We start from the raw sequence: 23,249 nt of genomic DNA, 5'->3' as shown, positions 1-23,249 counted from the left end.
GCCGAGCCGATCACGGCCGGCGGCCCAGACAAAGAGTACGGAGGAAACATGAACCGGCAGACATTCCAGGGCCTGGCCCTGGCGCTGATGATCGGTGCGTCGGCGACGGCGCTGAACGCCAACGCCCAGACCAGCCAGCCCTGGCTGGACCCCAAGCTCGATCCCGACACCCGCGCCGACCTGGTGGTCAAGGCCATGACCCAGGATGAGAAGCTGACCCTGGTGTTCGGCTATTTCGGCGCCGACATGAAGCCGAAATACACCCGGATCGACGGCGCCCTGCCCGGCTCGGCCGGCTATGTGAAAGGCGTGCCGCGCCTGGGCATTCCTGAACAGTGGCAGACCGACGCCGGCGTCGGCGTGGCCACCCAGGGCAGCGCCAAGGAATTCCGCGAACGCACCGCCCTGCCCTCGGGCCTGGCCACCACCGCCACCTGGAATCCCGACCTGGCCTTCAAGGGCGGCGCGATGATCGGGTCCGAAGCCCGCGACTCCGGCTTCAACGTCATGCTGGCCGGCGGCGTCAACCTGACCCGCGAGCCGCGCAACGGCCGCAACTTCGAATATGGCGGCGAGGACCCCCTGCTGGCCGGCACGATGGTCGGGGCCCAGATCAAGGGCATCCAGTCCAACCACATCGTCTCGACGATCAAGCACTACGCCCTCAACAACCAGGAGACCGGCCGGTTCGTCGTCAGCTCCAATATCGGCGACGCCGAGGCCCGCACCTCCGACCTGCTGGCCTTCCAGATCGCCATCGAGGCGTCCGACCCGCACTCGGTGATGTGCGCCTATAACCGCGTCAACAGCGTCTATGCCTGCGAGAACGACTGGCTGCTGAACACCGTCCTGAAGAAGGACTGGGGCTACAAGGGCTATGTCATGTCCGACTGGGGCGCGGTGCATTCCGGCTCCAAGGCGGTCAATGCGGGCCTGGACCAGCAGTCGGCCGGCCGCGCCTTCGACAAGCAGGACTTCCTGGGCGACGTGCTGAAGGCCGACCTTGCCAGCGGCGCCGTCAGCGGCGCGCGCCTGGACGACATGGCCCGCCGCATCACCCGCGCCCTGTTCGCCAGCGGCGTGGTCGAGAAGCCGGTCAAGATCGCCCCGATCGACCTGAAGGCCAACGGCGCCGTCAGCCAGGCCGACGCCGAGGAGGCGATGGTCCTGCTGAAGAACGAGGGCGGCGTGCTGCCTCTGGCCAGGACGGCGAAGACCATCGCGGTGATCGGCGGCCATGCCGACGCCGGCGTGCTGTCGGGCGGCGGCTCGTCCCAGGTCTATCCGGCCGGCGGCCGCGCGGTGCAGGGTCTGATGCCCGCCACCTGGCCCGGTCCGGTGATCTACTATCCGTCCTCGCCGCTGAAGGCGCTGCGGAAGCGCTTCCCCAACGCGACGATCACCTATGCCGACGGGACCGATCCGGCCGCCGCCGCCAAGCTGGCCGCCGCCAGCGACCTGACCGTGGTCTTCGCCGACCAGTGGGCGACCGAGTCGGAAGACGTCCCGTCCCTGGCCCTGCCCCGGAACCAGGACGCGATGATCGCCGCCGTCGCGGCGGCCAACGCCCGCACGGTCGTGGTGCTGGAGACCGGCGGCCCGGTGACCATGCCGTGGCTGGCCAAGGTGCCCGCCGTGCTGGCTGCCTGGTACCCGGGCACCAGCGGTGGCGAGGCCATCGCCCGCGTGCTGACCGGCGAGGTCGACGCCTCGGGCCGCCTGCCCGTGACCTTCCCGGCCAGCGAGGCGCAACTGCCGCGTCCCAAGCTGGATGGTGATCCCAAGAAGCCCGATGACAAGTTCGACGTCGACTATGCGATCGAAGGCGCCGCCGTCGGCTACAAGTGGTACGACCTGAAGAAGCTGGAGCCGCTGTTCCCGTTCGGGCACGGCCTGTCCTACAGCCGGTTCGCCTATTCCGACCTGAAGGCGCAGGACAACAACGGCGTCCTCACCGTCAGCTTCGCGGTCAAGAATGTCGGCGCCCGCGCCGGCAAGGACGTGCCCCAGGTCTATGTCTCGCCCAAGGCCGGTGGCTGGGAGGCGCCCCAACGGCTGGGCGGCTTCAAGAAGGTCGATCTTGCGCCCGGCGCCAGCACCACGGTGACCGTCACGGTCGATCCGCGCCTGCTGTCGGTGTGGGACGCCAAGGCCCATGGCTGGTCGATCGCGGCCGGCGACTATGCGGTGTCGGTCGGCGCCTCGTCGCGCGCGTCGGCGGCGACCACGACGGTGAGCCTGAAGGCCCAGGCCCTGCCGGTCGGTCCGCTGGCCAAGTAGCAGCCGTATCCTGTTGAACGCGGCGCGATCCGGGAGACCGGGTCGCGCACAAAAAAAGGGCGGCGACCGGTTTCCCGATCGCCGCCCTCATCACAGGTATGAGCGCCTAGAACTTCATGCCGAAGCCGACCAGGAACCGCTTGCCCGGATAGGAGAAGTCCGAGTTGCGGATGTCGGCCCCCGAGGTGGCGTATTCGGTCTCGCCGGTCAGGTTCTTTCCCTCGGCATAGACCTGGAAGTTGGTGTTGGGCACGCGGTAGGTGATCTTGCCGTCCAGATAGCCGGTGCCTTCGGCGAACTTCGGATTGCCCGAGCGTTCGGCCACCGTGACCAGGTAATCGGAGCGGACATTGTAGGCCAGGCGGGCGTTGATCGGGCCCTTGTCGTAGAAGAGCACGAGATTGTAGCTGGTCTTCGACAGACCCGGGAACGGCAGTTCCTCGCCGCTCAGCGAGTTGAACAGGCCCACGTTCTTGGCGTGGTTGTAGGTGAAGTTGATGCTGCTGCCGAAGCCGTCCAGCGGGGCCGGCAGGAAGCTGAACACCGTCTGGGCCGAGACCTCGACACCGCTCAGCTTGACGCCCGTGCCGTTGATCCGCTGGGTCACGGTGTAGAGCTTGCCGTCGCCCAGCAGGTCGACCTTGGGCACCAGAACCGGGCCGACGATGAAGCTCTTCACGTCCTTGTAGAAGTAGGCGACGCTGATCAGCGTATCGCGGTTGGCGTACCAGCCGAGGTTGAAGTCGTATTCGTCGGCGCGATAGGGATCCAGCTTGGGGTTGCCGGCCGAGCAGGTGTCGTCGACCGAGTCGACCAGGCCCGCGGGCGTGACGTCGAACAGGCAGTTGGCGGCCGGCACCAGGAAGCTCACCTGCGGACGGGCCAGCAGCTTGGCGTAGCCGACGCGGGCGACCAGCTTGTCGGGGATCAGGCCCACTTCCATGTTGAAGGCGGGCAGCAGGTCCGAATAGCTGTCCTTCATCGACACTTCCTTGACCCCGACGGTCACGTCCGTGGTGATGGGCGCGCCGCCGCTGGTGGTGCCGGTCTGGCGACGCTCGCGCACCGTCAGGCCGCCGGCCGCGTCGACCTTGGTCTTGACGTAGCGGGCGCCGAAGTTGCCCTGCACCGGGAACTGGCCCACCTCGAAGGCATAGTTGGCCTTCAGATAGACGGCGTCGACCTGCTCACTCAGATCCGAAGCCGGGATCTGGTCATAGGTCTTGCCGTCGCTGCCGACGGCGGTGCGCACCGTGCTGTGGTTGAAGCTGGACGTGTCGAAGAACTGGCCCACCGCGCCATAGTTGGCCGCCAGCCAGCTGTTGACGAACGAGCCGTCACGGTCGCTGTAGCCCTTGAAGAACTGGCCCGGCGTCTGGATGCCCGCGGTCTGGACGAACTGGGCGATCTGGGCGGCCGACCAGTTGAAGTTGGTCGTGATGTTCACCGCGCCGCTGACCGGGGTCAGCGGATTGGCGGGCGCCGCCTTGAACGGGCTGAACGGACCGGCGGCCGCCAGGTTGGCGTTCTGGGTGAAGTTGGCCGACGGCACGACCGCCCCGGTCACGGCGTCGATGCGACCGCCGCCGGCATAGCTGAGCGAGGTGGTCTTGCGGTGCTGCAGGCCCGTCTCGAAGCGCGTGAAGAACGGCATGTCGACATCGTAGTCGAGGTCGATCTTGGCCATGTCCTCGGCGTTCTCGGCCTCGACGGGGCGGTACTGCACCGAGACCTGGGTGTAGGTCGAGGCGTTCTGCGGATCAAAACCGGTCGGGAAGGTGAAGTTGGGACGGCCAAACTCGTCCAGCTTCACCTTGATGCCGGGGATGTTGGCGTTGATGGCGATCTGGTTGGTGTCGTTGGTGGTCCAGCCCTTGGCCTGGGACAGGATGCCCTTGATCGTCAGGTTGTCGCCCCGATAGTTCAGGCCGGCGATCTTGTAGATCGTGTCCTGGAACTGCGAGAAGGCGCGCTGGCCCGAGCCGAAGATGTTGGCGGCGGCGGCGGGGGTCGAGCCGGAGGTCCACTCGATCAGGTTGTGACCCTTGTCGACCACGAAGGGCTGGGTCTGGTCGAAGCGCGACAGGGCCGTGAAGTCGACCGTGTAGTTGTAGTCGGTCAGGAAGTTGTCACGGCGATTGTACTGGCCCTCGAAATACACATCGAGCCTGTCGGTCACCTGGAACTGGATCGTCCCGTCGGCCGAAGCGCGCTTGTCGTGGCGGATCAGGATGCGGTTACGGGCCGGGACGCCGCCATTGTAGTCGTACCACTGCGACTGGCAGCTGGTGCGGTCGGCGGCGACGCTGAAGGCGGTCGTACAATCGGCCTGGTTGGCGATCGCCGCGAACCGCGAGTCGGTGCTGGTCACGGTCTTTTCGGCCGACTTGTCGAAGTCGAAGATCCGCTGCCACTGCGTGCCGCTGCGATAGTCCTGGCGGGTGTCGTTGTCGTCGAAGGTGATGTTGCCCAGGATGCCCAGGCGGCCGTTCAGGAACTTGGTGCCGGCCGTCAGGTTGAAGCGGCCGCGGGTCTTGCCGACCAGGTCCACCTTCTGCGCCGAGCCGGTGAAGGACAGCAGCGGGGCCTTCAGGTCCAGCGGCTTGCGGGTCTCGATATTGACCGTGCCGCCGATGCCGCCTTCGGTCATGTCGGCGGTGAAGCCCTTGTAGACGTCGATCGACTTGACCAGCTCGGCCGCCATTTCGCGGAAGTCGGCCCCGCGCGAGGTGGCGCCGCCGAACGTGGAGCCCATCACGCCGACGCCGTTGATCTCGATCCGGTTCAGGTCGGGCTCGACGCCGCGAATGCTGACCTGGGTGCCTTCGCCGAAGTCACGGGCCAGCTGCACGCCGGTGATGCGCGACAGCGCCTCGCCGATGTTCTTGTCGGGGAAGGAGGCGACGTCCTCGGCCACCAGGGAGTCGACGATCGTGCCGGCGCGCTTCTTGCGCTCGATGGCCGACTGCAGGCTGGCGCGGGTGCCGACGACGATCTCTTCGACCAGCGTGGCGTCCTCGCTCTTGGCGGCCGTCTGGGCCTGGGCGCCTTGGGCGGTGACCACCGCCAGGCTCAGGGCGATCCAGGACGTCGTCGTGACGGCGCGCAGACGCGCGGATGGTTTAGCTCGCATGGTGTCCCTCCCAGTTTTCTCTTCACGATCGACGCGTCCCTTTTGGAGACCCCCGGTCGTCGTGATTTTTCTCAGCCCGGCGCCGCCAGCGCCATTTGTCTTATAATTCCGCCGCGACCCTATCAGCGGCAGCTTACGACCAAAAACTAAGTGCCACATATTGAGATGTCAATGCATTTTGTGGGAAGACATATCGCCGGTTTCATGGTCTAGAAAGATCGCCAGGCCCCATCGTTGGCAAAACGACGGACCGGTGACGGCCAACCCCCTGTCCCAAAAGGGATTTGTCACGGCGGCCAGGTCATGCCTCCCGGCGCGCGGATCGGCGCCGGACCGGAAAAAAGTGTGACGGGATGGAAATGACGATGAGCAGCAAGGCCCGCATGACGGCGTGGCGGACGGGCTCCGCCCTGGCGATTTCAGCCGCCTTGAGTCTCTGCTCGGGCCTCTCGCCCGCCCTGGCCGACGGGCCGCCCGCCCGTCGCATGGAGCGACTGGATCGGGGCGTGGTCGCCGTCCGGGCCCTGGGCGGCGGCGTGCTGATCAGCTGGCGGCTGCTGGGCGACGATCCGGACGATGTCGCCTTCAATCTCTACCGGGGCGGCAAGCGGCTGAACGCCAGGCCGCTCAGGGGCGCGACCAACCAGGTCGATCCCAAGGGCAAGCCCGGCGACGCCTACAGCGTGCGCGCGGTTGTCGATGGAAAGGAACAGCCGGGCGACAAGGCCGTCGCGGCCTGGGCGCGGGGCTATCTTTCCATCCCGCTGCAACAGCCGCCGGGCGGGACCACGCCCTCGGGCGAGGCCTTCACCTACACCGCCAATGACGCCAGCGTCGGCGACCTGGACGGCGACGGGCGCTACGAGATCATCCTCAAGTGGGACCCGACCAACAGCAAGGACAACGCCTTTGCCGGCTATACCGGCCCCGTGATCCTCGACGCCTATACGCTGGAGGGCCAGCGGCTGTGGCGCATCGACATGGGCCGCAACATCCGGGCGGGCGCGCACTACACCCAGTTCCTGGTCTTTGACTTCGATGGCGACGGCCGGGCCGAGGTGGTCGCCCGCACCAGCGACGGCACGGTCGACGGCCGGGGCAAGGTGATCGGCGATCCTGACGCCGACTGGCGCGGAACGCAGGGCGAGGTCGTGCAGATGGACCGCACGGGCGCGGTCGTGAAGGCCGACGGCAGCAAGGTCGCGCCCCTGGTGGGCCGCATGCTGAAGGGCCCCGAGTTCCTGACCGTGTTCGACGGCCTGACCGGCGCCGCCCTGGCCAGCGCGCCTTATGCGCCGCCCCGCAATCCCGACACCGACGCGCCCACCGCCGAGCAGCAGACGGCGCTATGGGGCGACGGCTACGCCAATCGCTCCGACCGCTTCCTGGGCGGCGTGGCCTATCTGGACGGCGTCCATCCCAGCATCGTCATGGCGCGCGGCTACTACGCCCGCACCACCCTGGCGGCGTGGGACTGGCGCGGCGGCAAACTGACCCAGCGCTGGCTGTTCGACAGCAACACCGCGCCCGAGGGCTTCGGCGGCCAGGGCAACCACCAGCTCAGCGTCGCCGATGTCGACGCCGACGGCCGCGATGAGATCCTCTACGGCTCCATGGCCGTGGATGATGACGGCAAGGGCCTGTGGACCGCCAGGCTCTATCACGGCGACACCATGCACGTGTCGGACCTGGACCCCACCCGGCCGGGCCTCGAGAAGTTCGGCGTTCACGAGAGCCCAGGCAAGAACGGCGGGATCGGCGCGGCCATGCTGGACGCCCGCACCGGCCAGGTGCTGTGGACCACGCCCACCGACAAGGACACCGGCCGGGGCCTGGCCGCCGATATCGACCCGCGCTTCGCGGGCGCGGAAGCCTGGGGCAGCAATTCCGAAAACCTCTACACCGCCCAGGGCAAGGTCATCGAGGGCGTCAAGCATCCGCGCCAGACCAATTTCGCCGTCTGGTGGGACGGCGATCCGCTGCGCGAACTGCTCGACAAGAACCAGATCAGCAAGTGGGACTGGACGGCCGGCGAGGCCAGGCCCCTGCTGACCGCCGAGGGCATGACCTCAAACAACGGCACCAAGTCGACGCCCGCCCTGTCGGCCGACATCCTGGGCGACTGGCGCGAGGAGGTGATCTGGCGGGCCGAGGACAACCAGTCGCTGCGGATCTACGCCACGCCCTATCCGACCGATCTGCGCATCACCACCCTGATGCAGGATGCGGAATATCGGCTCAGCATCGCCTGGCAGAACGTGGCCTATAACCAGCCGCCGCACCCCGACTTCTTCCTCGGCGACGGCATGAAGCCCGCGCCCCGTCCAAACATCCGCACACGGTAAGTCGTCCGATGAAAGCTCCCCTGCTGTCCCTGCTGGCCCTGGCGGCCTTGGCCTTCGCTCCCGCCGCGCGCGCGCAGGACGTGATGACCCATCCGGCGGCGGGGGCGGCCGAACCGCCTCTGGAATGGATCGACAGGGACACCGGCCACCGGGTGGTGCGGCTGTCGCGCGAGGCCGGCAGCTCCAGCCTGTATTTCAACTTCAACGCCTATACGCCCAAGGGCGACAGGCTGGTGTTCTCGAGCCCGGGCGGCATCACCGTCATGGATCTGAAGACCCGGGCCCTGCGCAAAATTGTTGAAGGCAAGGTCCGGCTGCTGTTCGTCGGCCGCAAGACGGGCGCGGTCTATTACGAGAAGGCCGTGGGCGACGCGCCGAACGGCCCCAAGGTGGTCATGGCCATCGATCCCTACACCGGGACCACGCGGCAGGTGGCCACGCTGGATCGCGGCGGCCTGCAGACCCTCAATGCCGACGAGACCCTGCTGGCCGGCGTCGCGGTGCGCACCGACGTGCCGGTCCCGGCGGACGCGGCCCAGGCCCTGCCCCGCAATCCCGATGACGTCAAAGGCCCCGACGGTCGCGACCTGAGCTATGCCGAGGGCCGCGAGGTGCAACTGAATGCGCGCCTGGACAGCCGCATCCCGATGGAGATCTTCACGATCAACACCGTGACCGGCGAGCGCAGGATCGTGCATCAGGCCACCGACTGGCTGAACCACCTGCAGTTCTCGCCGACCGATCCGAACCTGCTGATGTTCTGCCACGAGGGCCCCTGGCACAAGGTCGACCGGCTATGGCTGGTGCGCACCGACAGGGCCGATGCTCCGGTCAAGATCCACACCCGCACCATGAACATGGAGATCGCCGGCCACGAGTGGTTCAGCGCCGACGGCAAGACGGTCTGGTATGATCTGCAGACCCCGCGCGGCGAGGACTTCTGGGTGGCCGGCTACGAGATCGCCACCGGCAAGCGCACCTGGCTGCACCTGGATCGCAACGCCTGGTCGGTGCACTTCAACAGCTCGCCGGACGGCAAGCTGTTCGCGGGCGACGGCGGCGACAGCGAGATGGTCGCCCACGCACCGGACGGCAAATGGCTGTACCTGATGCGCCCCCGGACGATCCCGGACGTGGCCGGCATCCACGCGCCGGGCTCGGAAACCCTGATCCAGCCGGGCGTGATCGACACCGAGAAGCTGGTGAACATGAAGGCCCACGACTATCGGCTGGAGCCGAACGTCAACTTCACCCCTGATCAGAAGTGGATCGTGTTCCGCTCCAACATGCACGGGGCCAGTCATGTGTATGCGGTGGAGCTGGCGAAGGCGGCTCAGTAAATCCTCCCCCTAGCGGGGGAGGCGGCCGAAGGCCGGAGGGGGAAGACCGCAATGACTCAGCAGCACTTCCCCCTCCGATCGCTTCGCGATCACCTCCCCCACTAGGGGGAGGATCTTTGTCTATGACGCCTCAGGGACAAGTAGGTCCGCCCAACCTCGCCTGCCCCGCGACCGAGGCCGGACGCACCGATTTCGACACCGGCAGGCCCAGGCCCTTCAGCCGGGTCGCCACCAGGGCGGCGGCCAGGCGGGCGCCCTGCTCGTTGATGTGGGTGTCGTCGCTGACCCCGTCGGGATAGCGGGCGACGTGGTCGTTGGGCGTGTAGAACAGGTACAGGCCACGCGACGCCAGCTGACCCCGCGCCTGCAGGGCGGCCATCATGTCGGCGTCCAGATCGACCAGCGGGACCTTCATCTCGGTCGCCACCTTTCGGACCGTCGCGGCATAGGGGCCGTGGGCGTCCTTCGGCTTGCCGCCTTCCCACATCCAGCGAGCGATGGGCGTGACCAGTACGGGACGCCCCCCGGCGGTCCGCACGTCGCCGACGAAGCGGCGCAGATTGACGTCATAGGCGCCGTTGGGATCGGTGAAGCGGATGATCTTCCTGGTGTCGGCGTCGTTGTGGCCAAACTGGATCAACACGGTGTCGCCGGGCTTCAGATCGGCCAGCAGCACCGACCACAGGCCCTCCTCGATGAAGGTCTTGGTCGAGCGGCCGCCGCGCGCCAGGTTCACCACCTCGACATTGGGGGTCAGCGAACACTTCAGCACCATGCCCCAGCCCATCTGCGGATAACGGTCTGGACCGTAGGACGCGGCCGTGGAGTCGCTGGCGATCACGATGCGCTGCACCGGCGAAGTCGTCTTGGCGGGCGCCGCGACCAGGGCCAGGGCCAGCAGGAAAGGCGCGATCACGACGTCAGCTCCGCCAGGATGGACCGATCGATCTGGTCGACCGAATTGACGCCGGTCAGGGCCATGGCCACGCGCATCTCCTTGTCGATCAGGTCGAGCAGCTGGGTGACTCCGGGGCCGCCGCGCGCCGCCAGGGCATAGACGAAGGCCCGGCCCAGCAGCACGCCCTTGGCGCCCAGGGCCAGCATCCGCACCACGTCGAGACCCGAGCGCACACCGCTGTCGGCCAGCACGGTCAGGCGGTCGCCCACGGCCTCGGCGATGGCCGGCAGGGCGCGGGCCGACGACAGCACGCCGTCCAGCTGACGTCCGCCATGGTTGGAGACCACGATCCCGTCGGCGCCGATGTCGGCGGCGGCTTTCGCGTCTTCCGGATCCAGCACGCCCTTGATGATCAGCGGGCCCTTCCAGAGGTCGCGGATCCATTCCAGGTCCTTCCACTGGATGGAGGGATCGAAATTGGCCCCCAGCCAGCCCATGAAGTCTTCCAGACCCGAGTTCTCGCCCAGCACCGGCGCGACATTGCCCAGGGTGTGGGGACGGCCCATCACGCCGACATCCCAGGCCCAGGCCGGTTTGGTCACGGCCTGTAGCAGCCGGCGGGCGGCGGCGTTGGGGCCACTCATGCCCGAATGGGCGTCGCGATAGCGCGCGCCGGGCACCGGCATGTCGACGGTGAAGACCAGGGCCGTGGCCCCGGCGTCGCGCGCGCGAACCAGCAGGTCGCGCATGAAGCCGCGATCGCGCAGCACATACAGCTGGAACCAGATCGGCGCGCTGGAGGCCTTAGACACTTCATCCACATCGCAGACCGAGACCGTCGACAGGCAGAACGGCACGCCCTTGGCGGCGGCGGCCTTGGCGGCCTGCACCTCGCCGCGCCGGGCGTACATGCCGGTCAGGCCGACGGGAGCCAGGGCCACCGGCAGGGCTTGCTTGACGCCAAACAGAGTGGTCGAGGGATCGACGCCCGAGACGTCCTTCAGCACCCGCTGGCGCAGCGACAGATCGGCGAGGTCGGAGACGTTGCGGGCCAGGGTCCGCTCGGCATAGGCGCCGCCGTCGATATAGTCGAACAGGAAGCGCGGCAGCTTGCGACGGGCCGCTTCGCGAAAGTCGGTAGTGGAAGAGACGATCATGCCTCTCTCCTTCTCAAGAGATGGGCCCTACTGGAAATTGGCGAAGGCGCCGCCGTCGGCCAGCACGGCCGCGCCGGTGACGTAGGACGCCATGTCGGAGGCCAGGAACACTACGATCCTGGCGATGTCTTCCGGCTCGCCCAGGCGGCCCAGCGGAATGCGGCCTTCCATGTAGCGGCGCTTGTCCAGGTCGGCGAGGTCATCCTTGTTGATGTCGGTGGCGATGGTGCCCGGCATCACCGAATTGCAGCGGATGCCGTGCTTGCCCAGCGCCACGGCGCAGGACTGCATCAGGCTGTGCACCCCCGCCTTGGTCGGCGTGTAGTGGGTCTGCATCTCGCCGCCCACCAGGGCGCTGATCGAGGAGATAGCCACCACCGCCCCGCCCCGGCCCTGCCTGACCATCTGGTTGGCGGCGGCCTGGACCATGAAATAGGCCCCGGTCATGTTGACCCCGACCGTTCGCTCATAGGTCTCGCGCGGCATGTCTAGAAAGGCGTGGAAGGGGCAGATGCCGGCGTTGCTGACGAACACGTCCAGCCCACCCAGTCCCGCCACCGCCGCCTCGATGAAGCGCGGAGCGTTATCGGGATCGGCCACATCGCCATCAAACACCACGGCCTTGCGGCCCAGGTCGCGGATGGCCTGGGCGACCTCCTCGGCGGCTTCGGGATCCTTGAAGACATTGAGAGCCACGTGCGCCCCCTGACGCGCGCACTCGATCGCCGTGGCCCGGCCGATGCCGCGCGAGGCGCCGGTGACGGCGACGATCCTGTCTTCAAGCAACATGGGTCCTCCGAAGCTCCTGTTCTCAGCGCGCGACGCGCTTACCGTTCCAGCCCAGGTCGCGGCCGATGGCGTTGGCGCCCTCGCGCACGTCATCCACCAGCGTGTTCATGCGTGCGTCGTCCATGTATTGGGCGGCGCCCGAGACGCTGATGGCCCCGACGATCTGGCCGGCGGCCCCGCGGATCGGCGCGGCCACGCAACGGATGCGATCCTCGTTCTCCTCGAGGTCGAAGGCCACCCCGCGCTTGGCGTAGCCGTGCATCCAGGCGATCCACTGCTCTTCGTCGGGCGCGCCGGGGGCCGGCGGACCTTCCAGGCGATAGAGTTCGCGCCAGCGCGCTTCGGTGTCGTCCAGCACCAGGGCCTTGCCCAGGCCGGTCGAGCGGATCGGCTGCCGATCGCCGACGCGCGAGCTGATATTGATGCGGCGACGCCCGGTCAGCTTGTCGAGATAGAGGGCGCGATCCTCGTCCAGGACGCCCAGGTGGATGGTGTCTTCCAGCTCGTCGAGCAGCTTTTCCAGATGCGGCCGGGCCACCCGCGGCAGGTCCATCTGCTGGCTGGCCAGATAGCCCAGTTCAAGCAGCTTGGAGCCCAGGCTGTAGCCCTCGCGCGGGGCCTGGGACAGCATCCGCCGTTCGACCAAGGCCGTCGCCAGACGGTGGGTGGTGCTGCGCGTCAGGCCCAGCTGCTTGGCCAGGGCCGGCAGGCCGATGGTTCCGGACTCGGCCACCACGTCAAGCAGGTCCAGCCCCCGGAACAGGGTCTGGCTGCCGCTGGGGCTCTTGGTCGCCGTGCTGTCGTCCGCCGCCACCGTTCCCGCTCCCCTTGACGCCTGTCGTTTCATTTTGTAGCACTCTCTCTCATATTGTGGAACGCGAGGCAAGCGATACGGACGGCGGCGGTCTCAAGCCCCGCACCCCGCGAACCCATAGCGTGTCATACGTTGTCTTAGGGAGGTAGGCGCGGCCAACTTGGCTTTCGCCGACGCATGCGGGGGCCGTCCTGGACCCGGCCGGCGCCTCCCCGTTCCCGGGGTCGCTGACGCGCCCCACCCGGTTGGAGCTTCGGTCTTCCATGGCGTTTCCGCTGATCAAGCATGTTCGGGCTTATGTGGTTCGCGGCGGCGGCGCCGACTATCACGACCAGGGCGCCGGTCACTGGATCGACGACCACATCGCCACCCCGATGTCGCGCTATCCCGAATATCGCCAGAGCCGCCAGAGCTTCGGCATCAATGTGCTGGGCACCCTGGTGGTCGAGATCGAGGCCGCCGACGGCACGATCGGTTTTGCGGTGACCACCGGCGGCGAACCGGCCGCCTATATCGTCGAGAAGCATCTGGCCCGCTTCCTGGAGGGACGCGACCCGACCGAGATCGAGAAGATCTGGGACCAGATGTATTTCTCCACCCAGTATTACGGCCGCAAGGGCCTGGTCGTGAACGCGCTGTCGGGCGTCGACCTGGCGCTGTGGGACCTGCTGGGCAAGCTGCGCGGCGAGCCGGTCTATCACCTGCTGGGCGGCAAGGTTCGCGACGAGCTGACCTTCTACGCCACCGGCGCGCGGCCCGACCTGGCCCAGAAGATGGGCTTCATCGGCGGCAAGATGCCCCTGCACCACGGCCCGGCCGAGGGCGAGGAAGGCCTGCGCAAGAATATCGAAGAACTGGCCACCATGCGCGAGCGCACGGGCGAGGACTTCTGGCTGATGTTCGACTGCTGGATGGCGCTGGACCTGAACTACGCCACCAGGCTGGCCCACAAGGCCCATGAGTATGGACTGAAGTGGATCGAGGAAGCCCTCAGCCCCGACGACTACTGGGGCTATCGCGACCTGAAGAAGGCCGCGCCTGCGGGCATGCTGGTCACCACCGGCGAGCACGAAGCCACCCGCTGGGGCTTCCGCATGCTGCTGGAGATGGAGTGCTGCGACATCATCCAGCCCGACGTGGGCTGGTGCGGCGGCATGACCGAGCTGGTCAAGATCTCAAACCTGGCCGACAGCCGGGGCGTGCTGTGCATCCCGCACGGCTCAAGCGTCTACAGCTACCACTTCGTGGTCACCCGCCATAACAGCCCGTTCGCCGAGTTCCTGATGATGGCGCCCAGGGCCGACGAGGTGGTCCCGATGTTCCACCCCCAGCTGATCGGCGAGCCCGTGCCGGTGAACGGCAAGCTGAAGCTTTCCGACGCCCCTGGCTTCGGCGTCGAACTCAATCGCGAGGTCGGTCTGCACCGGCCTTACGTCCGCTGATCCTGTTGAAAGCCTAGACCCATGAAGCTTCTCCGCTACGGCCCCAAGGGCGCCGAAAAGCCAGGCCTGCTCGACGCCGATGGTCGGATCCGCGACCTGTCGGGCCACGTGGCCGACATCACCGGCGCGCAGCTGTCGCCCGCCAGCCTCAAGGCGCTGGCCGCCATCGATCCCAAGTCGCTGCCGCTGGTCGAGGGCTCGCCCCGCTACGGCGTGCCGGTGAGCGGCGTTTCGAAGTTCATCGCCGTGGGCCTGAACTTCGCCGACCACGCCGCCGAGTCGAACCTGCCCATCCCCGAGGAGCCGGTGCTGTTCACCAAGGCCGTCAGCTGCCTGACCGGCCCGAACGATCCGGTGATGATCCCGCGCGGCTCGGAGAAGACAGACTGGGAAGTCGAGCTGGGCGTCGTGATTGGCTCGCGCGCCCGCTATGTCAGCGAAGACCGGGCCCTCGACCACGTGGCCGGCTACGTGCTGATCAACGACGTCTCCGAGCGCGCCTTCCAGATCGAGCGCGGCGGCACCTGGGACAAGGGCAAGGGTTGTGACACCTTCGGTCCGGTCGGTCCGTGGATCGTCACGTCGGACGAAGTCGGCGATCCCCAGGACCTGGCCATGTGGCTGGACGTCAACGGCCAGCGCAAGCAGGACGGCTCGTCCAGGACCATGATCTTCCCGATCAGCAAGCTGGTCTCCTACATCAGCGAGTTCATGACGCTGGAGCCGGGCGACCTGATCACCACCGGCACGCCGCCGGGCGTGGGCATGGGTCAGAAGCCCGTCGCCGTCTATCTGAAGGCTGGCGACCAGATCCATTTGGGCATCGAGAAGCTGGGCGAGCAGCGCCAGATCGTCGTGGCCTGGACGCAGGACGGCGGCGCGTGAGCACCCCCTATCTCGATCGTTTCGCCGGCCGCACGGCCGTCATCACCGGCGGAGCCTCGGGCCTGGGCCGGGCCGTCGCCGCGCGCATCGTCGCCGAGGGCGGCAAGGTCTCGCTGTGGGACCTGGACGCCGCCGCCCTGACGGAGGCCGTCGCCGAGGTCGGAGCCTCGCACAGCGCCGCCCTGGACGTCTCCGACCAGGCGGCTGTCGCGGCGGCCGCCAAGGACGCCAATACTGCCCTGGGCAAGATCGACATCCTGGTCGCGTCGGCCGGCATCACCGGGGCCACGGCGCCGGTGCACGAGTACCCGCTGGACAGCTGGCGCCGGGTGATCGACATCAACCTCAACGGCCTGTTCTACTGCTGCCGCGAAGTCACGCCGTTCATGATCCAGAACGGCTATGGCCGGATCGTCAATGTCGCCTCGGTGGCCGGCAAGGAAGGCAATCCCAACGCCAGCGCCTATTCGGCCAGCAAGGCCGGGGTGATCGGCCTGACCAAGTCGCTGGGCAAGGAGCTGGCCACCAAGGGCATCATCGCCAACGCCCTGACGCCCGCCACCTTCGAAAGCCCGATCCTGGAGCAGCTGCCCCAGAGCCAGGTCGACTACATGCGCGGCAAGATCCCGATGGGTCGCCTCGGCGAGATCCACGAGAGCGCCGCCATGGTGTGCTTCATGGCGTCGGAAGAGTGCAGCTTCACCACTGCGGCCACCTTCGACACCTCCGGCGGCCGGACCACCTTCTAGGGAGCGGGGGCGATGACGTACGCGGGTCCGATCGTCGATCCCCACATGCACCTGTGGGACCTGGAGCGGCATTACTATGCCTGGCTCCAGGACCGTCCGCTGCCGAACAATCCGGCCGGCGACATGACCTCGATCGCCTATCGCTCCTACGGGCTGGACGACTATCTGGCCGACACCGCCGGCTGGGCCATCGACCAGACCGTCCACGTCGAATGCGGCCTGCCGCCCAAGGATCAGCTGTCCGAGACCGACTGGCTGCAGGGCATCGCCGACACCCGGGGGATCATCGGCGGCATCGTCGCCGGCGCATGCCTGGACGACACCGGTGTCGAAGCCCTGCTGGAGGCCCAGGCCGCCCGGCCCGGCGTTCGCGGCGTGCGCCAGATCGTCAACTGGCACGCCGACCCAGCCAAGACCTACAGCGACCGCGACCTGTTGCTCGATCCGCACTGGCGCCGGGGCTACGCGCTGCTGGCCCGGCATGGCCTGTCGTTCGACCTGCAGGCCTATCCCTCGCAGTTCCCGGCCGCCGCCGCCCTGGCCGGCGACCATCCCGACATCCCGATGATCCTGAACCACGCGGGCATGCCGAGCGACCGCGACGAGGCGGGGCTGCGGGCCTGGCGCGACGGCCTGGCCCTGCTGGCCCAGCGCCCGAATGTCAGCTGCAAGATCTCGGGCCTGGCCATGGTCGACCGCGCCTGGACGGAGGCCAGCCTGCGGCCGTTCGTGCTGAAGGTCATCGACGCCTTCGGCCCCGAGCGCTGCATGTTCGCCAGCAACTTCCCGGTCGAGAAGGTTCACGGATCCTTCGACGACTTCTATCGCGCCTATGACGCCATCACCGCCGACTTCAGCGAGGTCGAGCGATCCCGGCTCTTCGCCGACACCGCCCGGCGGATCTACCGCCTGCCCCACTGACAACGACAAGAACAGGACCGGGAGGAAGACGATGAGCACGAACACGGAAAGCCGCCCCCTCGCCTTCCGCATGCAGCTGAGGCCCGGTGTCGCCGCCGAGTACGAGCGCCGCCACGACGAACTGTGGCCCGACCTGGCCGACGCCCTGCGCAAGGCCGGCATCCACGACTATTCGATCTTCCTGGACGAGCAGACCATGAGCCTGTTCGCCGTCCTGCGCCTGCGCCCCGACCACACCAAGGACGCCCTGCCGCTGGAGCCGGTGATGAAGCGCTGGTGGGATTTCATGGCCGACCTGATGGAGGTCCACCCGGATAACCGGCCCGTCGAGTGGCCGCTGAAGCCCGTCTTCTATTTCGAGGGATAGGCCGCAATGTCCCTGCCCTTCCGCGCCCTCGGCCTCGCCGCCGGCCTGTTCGCCACGACCGCGCCCGTTCAGTCCATGGGAGCCGAACCTCTGCGCTACACGATGACGGCGTTCACCAACGCCAGTCCGTCGAACATGAGCGTCTATGACTCGGCGGACGGCGCGCGGTTCACACTGAAGAAGCCCCTGGCCTATACGCCACCCAAGGGCCTGATCCGCGACCCCAGCGTGATGAAGCACACCGACGGCTGGTACTATGTGGCCTACACCACCGGCTGGAGCGGCAATACGATCGGCCTGGCGCGGTCAAAGGACCTGGCCGACTGGACCTTCCTGCGCGACGTCACCGTGGATGTGGCGGGCGCGACCAACAGCTGGGCGCCCGAATGGTTCGTCGATCAGGACGGATCGGTGAACCTGATCCTGTCGGTCTCGACCACCGGCCAGCAGGGCGCCTTCCAGCCTGTACGGATCACCGCCACCGACGCCTCGCTGGCGAGCTGGAGCGCGCCCAGGCCGCTGGCGGGGCTGGGCCCCAATTTCATCGACACCTTCGTGGTCAAGGAGGGCGGCCTCTACAACGCCTTCGCCAAGAACGAGACCAGCAAGTTCATCGAGCTGTGGAGCGCCCCGTCGCTGGACGGACCCTGGCAGGCCAGGGGAACGGGCGACTGGGCCGGCTGGGGCCGGTTCCTGGAAGGCCCCGCCCTGACACGCACGCCTGACGGCGCGTGGCGAATCTATTTCGACGAATACATGGCCAAGCGCTACTGGTCGTCGGACAGCAGGGACGGCTTCCGGACCTGGAGCAAGAAGGCCGAGCTGCCCGAACTTTCCGGAACGGTGCGCCACTTCACGGTGCTGAAGGAAGGCGGCGATCAGGCCCTCACGACCAAGCCGGCTGAAGCCCACAAGATCACTTGGGACAAGTATTCCCTGAAGGTCGACGGCGAGCGCGTCTTCTCGTGGGGCGGCGAGTTCCACCCCTTCCGCGTGCCCAGCCCGGACCTGTGGCGCGACATCCTGCAGAAGATGAAGGCCAGCGGCTACAACACCGTCGCCCTCTATTTCGACTGGGGCTACCACTCGCCCAAGCAGGGCGTCTACGACTTCAGCGGCGTGCGCGACATGGACCGCGTGCTGACCATGGCGAAAGAGGAAGGCCTCTACGTCATCACCCGCGCCGGGCCTTACGTGAACGCCGAGCTGACCCGGGGCGGCTTCCCCGGCTGGCTGGTCAACCAGCAGGCCCGCGCCCGCACCGACGCGCCAGAATACATCACCGCCGCCGACGAGTGGCTGACCCAGATCAACGCCGTCATCGCCCGCCACCAGCTGACCACCGGCCAGGGCACGGTGATCGCCCACCAGATCGAGAATGAGCTGGACGTCGTCGGCGCCCCGCAGCAGCGCTACATGCAGTGGCTGGCCGACAAGGCGAAGGCGGATGGGATCACCGTCCCGATCTTCCACAACGACAAGGGCCGCAACGGCTATTGGGTGCCCAAGGGCTCGAACGTGCCGGGCACGGTGGAAGGCCCCACTGACCTCTATGCCTTCGACGGCTATCCGGGCGGCAACTGCAAGGTAGACTCCACGCCTTCCAGCCCCGGCGTCGCGCCCGACTGGGGCATCCACGGCAATGGCGGCTCCAGAGGCGGCGCCTCGACCAGTCCCAATACGCCGGGCTTCCTGGCCGAGTTCGGCGGCGGCTGGTTCGACTATTGGGGCAGCAACGGCGACTATGACTGCACCGCGATCCATCGCGGCATCGGCTATCAGCGGGTGTTCTACGCCACCAACATCGCCAACGGCATCACGCTGCAAAGCTTCTACATGACCTATGGCGGGACCAGCTGGGGCTGGCTGCCCGCCCCGGTGGTGTTCACCTCTTATGACTACGGCTCGGCCATCGACGAGGCCCGCGGCCTGCGCGACAAGGCCCGGGTCATCAAGCAGATGGGCGAGTTCATCGCCGCCGTTCCCGACATCCGCCGCATGGACAAGGGCGAGGCCGTCACCCCGTCGAACGACAGGGTGAAGGTCTATCACAACACCAACGCCGAGACGGGCAGCCACCTCTATGTGGTGCTACACAATCCCAGCAGCGGCACGGGCGACGAGGCCTTCACCTTCAAGGTGAAGACCCGCGACGGCGAGTATGTGGTCGCCTCAAAGATCAAGGGCCAGGACAGCAAGATGCTGATGGCCAGCTATGATCTGGGCGGCCAGCGGCTGGTCTATTCGACGTCCGAGATCCAGACCCACCTGAAATGGAACGACGGCGACCTGGCCCTGCTCTATGGCCGGGCCGGCGAGGCGGGCGAGACGGTGCTGCGCTATGCCAGCGCGCCCAAGGTCGAGGTCATTGAGGGCGAGGTCGCCTCGACGTTCGACGCCGCCAAGGGCGACCTGAAGCTAGCCTACACACACAAGGGCCTGGCCCGCGTGCGCATCACCGGCGGCGGTCGCCCGCCCCTGACCCTGCTGCTGGCCGACGCCGAGACCGGCCAGACCTTCTGGCGGCGCGACGCCCTGTTGGTGCGTGGCCCGGGTCTGGTCCGTAGCGACGCCACAAAGGGCGGCGTGCTGTCCCTGACTGGCGACACCGAGACCGACAGCCCGCTGGAAGTGTTCGCGCCCAAGGCCGTAACGGCGGTCCGCTGGAACGAGGGCAAGGTCGCCGCGAAGACCACCGCCTCGGGCAGCCTGCTGGCAGACAGGGCCCTGGCCGGTCCGGCCGCGATCACCCTGCCCAACATCACCCAGCTGACCTGGAAGACCGCCCCCGGCTCGCCCGAGGCCGATCCGGCCTTTGACGACAGCGCCTGGCAAAGGACCGAAGGCCGCCGCAGCGCCTCGACCGTGCGCGGCCCCACGGGCCAGCCCGCCCTGGACATGAGCACCTATGGCTTCCACCAGGGCGACGTCTGGTATCGCGGCCGCTACACCGCCAAGGCTGGTATCGACACCCTGACCCTGCACTATGGCGCCGGCGGCGCGGGCATGCTGCAGGTGTGGCTGGACGGCAGGTTCCTGGGCCAGCACGAACTGGACGGCGGCCTGCCCCGCCCGATCACCACCGGCGTGGCTGCCTTCAAGCTGCCGCCAGAGGCGCAGGGGGCCGGCGAGCACCTGCTGTCGGTGATGGTGCGCAACAACGGCCATAACTGGGATCTGGACGCCGACGACCTCCACAAGGAGGCGCGCGGCCTGATCTCGGCCTCGCTGTCGGGCCCGGCCAGCTACAGCTTCGCGGTCCCGATCGCCTGGAAGATCCAGGGCAATCTGGGCGGCGAGGACATCCAGGATCCGGTGCGCGGCAACGCCAACACGGGCGGTCAGTTCGGCGAGCGGATGGGCTGGCACCTGCCGGGCTTCCCCGACGCGGCCTGGACCAAGGCCGACATGGCGGCGACCCAGCCCCATGCCGGCACGACCTGGTATCGCACCAGCTTCGACCTCGCTTTGCCCAAGGACCACGATGTCACCCTGGGCCTGACCATCGGTGATCCGGACAGACCCCGCTCGCCCGGTCGCTATCGGGTTCTGATCTTCGTCAATGGGTGGAACATGGGCCAGTTCATCGCCCATGTCGGTCCGCAGCGGACCTTCGTCCTGCCGACCGGGATCATCGATCTGCACGGCAAGAACACCCTCGCCCTGGCGGTGACCAGCGACGGCGCCCCCGACGACGCCCTGGAGACCGTGACGCTGGTGAATCTGCGTACGGTGCGTGGCGGCATCCCCGTCGCCAAGGTTTCCGCACCGGAGTATCGACCATGACCGAGCTTACCCGCAGAGGCGCTCTGGCCACCGCCGGCGCGGCCGCGCTCGCGGCCCTGACCAGCGGTCGCGCCAACGCCCAGGCCAGCCCCGACGGCCTGACGCTGTGGTATCCGGCCCCCGCCGACGCGTGGATCGAGGCCCTGCCCGTCGGCAACGGCCGGCTGGGCGGCATGGTGTTCGGCGGCGCCAGCACCGAGCGGATCCAGCTGAACGAGGACACCTTCTTCGGCGGCGGTCCCTATTCGAACGACAATCCCGAGGCCCTGGCCGCCCTGCCCGAGGTGCGCCGCCTGCTGTTCGCGGGCCAGTACAAAGCCGCCCAAGACCTGGCCAACGCCAAGATGATCGGCAAGCCCGCGTCGCTGCCGACCTACCAGACCCTGGGCGATCTGCTGATGGTGTTCCCCGCGCTGGACAACCACAGCGCCTATCGCCGCGAACTCGACCTGGACGGGGCGGTGGCCCGGACCCGCTTCAACGTGGGGTCCGCGCCGCACCTGCGCGAGGTGATCAGCTCGCCGGTGGACCAGGTGATCGCCGTGCGGCTCAGCGCTCCGCCCAAGGGCCGGATCACGGTGCAGGCCTCGCTGCAGACGCCGCAGAACGCCACCCTGACGGTGGATGGCCGCGACATCGTCATCAGCGGCCTCAGCCCGACCCAGGAAGGCGTCGAAGGTCGCCTGCCCTTCGCCATCCGTCTGCGCGCCATGTCCGCCGGCGGTTCGCTGAAGGTGAGCGAGGGCGGCATCTATGTGCGCGGCGCCGACGAGGCGGTGCTGCTGGTCGCGGCCGCGACCGGGTACAAGCGCTTCGACGACATCTCGGGCGACCCGGTGGCCATCACCAAGGGGCAGATCGACAGGGCCGCCGCCAAGAGCTGGACCCAACTGCTGGACGCCCATCAGGCCGAACACCGCAAGCTGTTCCGTCGCGTCGCGATCGACCTGGGGACCACCCCTGCCGCCGCCCAGCCGACCGAGCCGCGCATCGCCAGGTTCGCGTCCGAGGGCGACCCGGCCCTGGCCGCGCTCTATTTCCAGTACGGCCGCTACCTGCTGATCGCCAGCTCGCGCCCGGGGACCCAGCCAGCAAATCTGCAAGGCATCTGGAACGAGAAGACCAATCCCTCGTGGGGCAGCAAGTGGACCATCAACGTTAATACGGAGATGAACTACTGGCCGGCAGAGTCGACCAACCTGCCCGAACTGGTCGAGCCCCTGATCCGCATGGTCGAGGACCTGGCGATCACCGGCGCCCGCACCGCCAAGACCATGTACGGCGCGCGCGGCTGGGTGGCGCACCACAATACCGACCTGTGGCGGGTGACCGCGCCGGTCGACGGCGCGCCCTGGGGCCTGTGGCCGATGGGCGGGGTGTGGCTGCTTCAGAACCTGTGGGACCACTGGGACTATGGCCGTGACCCGGCCTATCTGAAGCGCCTTTATCCGCTTCTCAAAGGCTCGGCAGAGTTCTTCCTCGACTTTCTGGTCAAGGATCCGAAGTCCGGCTTCCTGGTCACCGCCCCGTCGATGTCGCCCGAGAACATCCACCATGACGGCGCCTCGACGGCGGCCGGGCCGACCATGGACAACCAGCTGCTGCGCGACCTGTTCGACCATGTCGGGCTGGCCGCCAAGACCCTGGGCGTCGACGCCGCCTTCGCCCGCAAGGCCGCCGCCGCCCGCGCCCAGCTGCCGCCCGACAAGGTCGGCGCCCAGGGCCAGCTTCAGGAGTGGCAGGAAGACTGGGACGCCGGCGCCCCCGACATCCACCACCGCCATGTCTCGCACCTGTATGGCCTGCATCCGTCCAGCCAGATCAATCCGGACGACACGCCGGCCCTGACCGCCGCCGCCCGGCGCACCCTGGAGATCCGGGGCGACGACGCCACCGGCTGGGGCCTGGGCTGGCGACTGAACCTGTGGGCCCGCCTGCGCGACGGCGAGCACGCCTATGCGATCCTCAAGCTGCTGCTGGCGCCCGCCCGCACCTATCCCAACCTGTTCGACGCCCATCCTCCGTTCCAGATCGACGGCAATTTCGGCGGGACGGCCGGCATCGCCGAGATGCTGGTTCAAAGCTATGGCGGCCGCGTCCTGCTGCTGCCCGCTCTGCCCAAGGCCTGGCCGACCGGCTCGGTGAAGGGCCTGCGCCTGCGCGGCGCGGCGGGGATCGACCTGTCGTGGAAGGACGGACGGCTCGACGCCGCCACCTTCACCGCCGACCAACCCGGCAGGCATCTGGTCCGCTACGGCGCGGCCAAGCTGCCCCTCGACCTTCAACCCGGGCGACCGGTGACGCTGCGCACGCGCGGCGACGCGCTCGTCCGAGTCTAGTTTT

General features: G+C 67.9%; 15 protein-coding genes. 10 read left to right on the top strand and 5 right to left on the bottom strand.

Annotated elements, in window-relative coordinates; translation table 11 throughout:
* Positions 1-48: 48 nt before the first annotated feature.
* On the top strand, positions 49-2,280 hold the full coding sequence (locus ACQY9P_RS12840) for a beta-glucosidase family protein (RefSeq protein WP_421738884.1): 2,232 nt from the start codon (positions 49-51) through the stop codon (positions 2,278-2,280).
* 106 nt (positions 2,281-2,386) lie between these two features.
* Here the strand turns inward: ACQY9P_RS12840 and ACQY9P_RS12835 are convergent, their stop codons facing one another.
* Positions 2,387-5,413: a TonB-dependent receptor gene (locus ACQY9P_RS12835; protein WP_421738885.1), complete on the bottom strand. Its 3,027-nt coding sequence runs from the start codon at positions 5,411-5,413 to the stop codon at positions 2,387-2,389.
* Between the two features lie 365 nt (positions 5,414-5,778).
* Here ACQY9P_RS12835 and ACQY9P_RS12830 point away from each other — a divergent pair, with 365 nt between their 5' ends.
* Together ACQY9P_RS12830 and ACQY9P_RS12825 are read left to right on the top strand one after the other, a co-directional pair.
* Positions 5,779-7,758 (top strand): rhamnogalacturonan lyase, encoded by a 1,980-nt coding sequence (locus ACQY9P_RS12830; RefSeq protein WP_421738886.1) that lies wholly within the window; start codon positions 5,779-5,781, stop codon positions 7,756-7,758.
* A gap of 8 nt (positions 7,759-7,766) precedes the next feature.
* The gene (locus ACQY9P_RS12825; RefSeq protein ID WP_421738887.1) at positions 7,767-9,098 is read left to right on the top strand and encodes an oligogalacturonate lyase family protein; all 1,332 of its coding nucleotides are present in this window, start codon (positions 7,767-7,769) and stop codon (positions 9,096-9,098) included.
* Between the two features lie 130 nt (positions 9,099-9,228).
* Here the strand turns inward: ACQY9P_RS12825 and ACQY9P_RS12820 are convergent, their stop codons facing one another.
* From ACQY9P_RS12820 to ACQY9P_RS12805, 4 genes are read right to left on the bottom strand one after another with little or no spacing between them, the layout of a single operon-like run.
* Entirely contained in the window at positions 9,229-10,014 is a 786-nt protein-coding gene (locus tag ACQY9P_RS12820; RefSeq protein WP_421738888.1) for a rhamnogalacturonan acetylesterase, read from the bottom strand.
* Positions 10,011-11,153, bottom strand: coding sequence for an FMN-dependent L-lactate dehydrogenase LldD (lldD, locus tag ACQY9P_RS12815; RefSeq protein WP_421738889.1), 1,143 nt, complete (start codon positions 11,151-11,153; stop codon positions 10,011-10,013). The genes ACQY9P_RS12820 and lldD overlap by 4 nt, the downstream gene beginning before the upstream one ends.
* Before the next feature lie 27 nt (positions 11,154-11,180).
* On the bottom strand, positions 11,181-11,942 hold the full coding sequence (locus tag ACQY9P_RS12810; protein WP_421738890.1) for an SDR family NAD(P)-dependent oxidoreductase: 762 nt from the start codon (positions 11,940-11,942) through the stop codon (positions 11,181-11,183).
* Positions 11,943-11,964: 22 nt separating this feature from the next.
* Complete coding sequence (locus tag ACQY9P_RS12805) at positions 11,965-12,756, bottom strand: IclR family transcriptional regulator (protein WP_421738891.1); 792 nt, start codon at positions 12,754-12,756, stop codon at positions 11,965-11,967.
* 263 nt (positions 12,757-13,019) lie between these two features.
* Here ACQY9P_RS12805 and rhmD point away from each other — a divergent pair, with 263 nt between their 5' ends.
* Genes rhmD through ACQY9P_RS12770 form a run of 7 tightly spaced genes read left to right on the top strand, consistent with a single transcriptional unit; the run spans position 13,020 to position 23,245 of the window.
* Positions 13,020-14,198: an L-rhamnonate dehydratase gene (rhmD, locus tag ACQY9P_RS12800; RefSeq protein WP_421738892.1), complete on the top strand. Its 1,179-nt coding sequence runs from the start codon at positions 13,020-13,022 to the stop codon at positions 14,196-14,198.
* A 21-nt stretch (positions 14,199-14,219) separates the two neighbouring features.
* Complete coding sequence (locus ACQY9P_RS12795; protein WP_421738893.1) at positions 14,220-15,083, top strand: fumarylacetoacetate hydrolase family protein; 864 nt, start codon at positions 14,220-14,222, stop codon at positions 15,081-15,083.
* On the top strand, positions 15,080-15,832 hold the full coding sequence (locus tag ACQY9P_RS12790) for an SDR family NAD(P)-dependent oxidoreductase (protein WP_421738894.1): 753 nt from the start codon (positions 15,080-15,082) through the stop codon (positions 15,830-15,832). Before ACQY9P_RS12795 ends, ACQY9P_RS12790 begins: the two co-directional genes overlap by 4 nt.
* Positions 15,833-15,844: 12 nt before the next feature.
* Complete coding sequence (locus ACQY9P_RS12785) at positions 15,845-16,753, top strand: amidohydrolase family protein (RefSeq protein WP_421738895.1); 909 nt, start codon at positions 15,845-15,847, stop codon at positions 16,751-16,753.
* Between the two features lie 31 nt (positions 16,754-16,784).
* Positions 16,785-17,120, top strand: a complete 336-nt coding sequence (rhaM, locus tag ACQY9P_RS12780; protein ID WP_421738896.1) for an L-rhamnose mutarotase — start codon at positions 16,785-16,787, stop codon at positions 17,118-17,120.
* 6 nt (positions 17,121-17,126) lie between these two features.
* Entirely contained in the window at positions 17,127-20,906 is a 3,780-nt protein-coding gene (locus tag ACQY9P_RS12775; RefSeq protein ID WP_421738897.1) for a beta-galactosidase, read from the top strand.
* Positions 20,903-23,245 carry a glycoside hydrolase family 95 protein gene (locus ACQY9P_RS12770; RefSeq protein WP_421738898.1) on the top strand — a complete coding sequence of 781 codons (2,343 nt, stop codon included), beginning with the start codon at positions 20,903-20,905 and terminating at the stop codon, positions 23,243-23,245. The genes ACQY9P_RS12775 and ACQY9P_RS12770 overlap by 4 nt, the downstream gene beginning before the upstream one ends.
* The last annotated feature ends 4 nt before the right edge of the window (positions 23,246-23,249 follow it).

Origin of the sequence: Caulobacter sp., from assembly GCF_965279145.1 — a bacterium.
Classification (GTDB): Bacteria; Pseudomonadota; Alphaproteobacteria; order Caulobacterales; family Caulobacteraceae; genus Caulobacter.
Note: the sequence above shows the minus strand (reverse complement) of the source record. Positions and strands in the feature narration are given on the sequence as shown.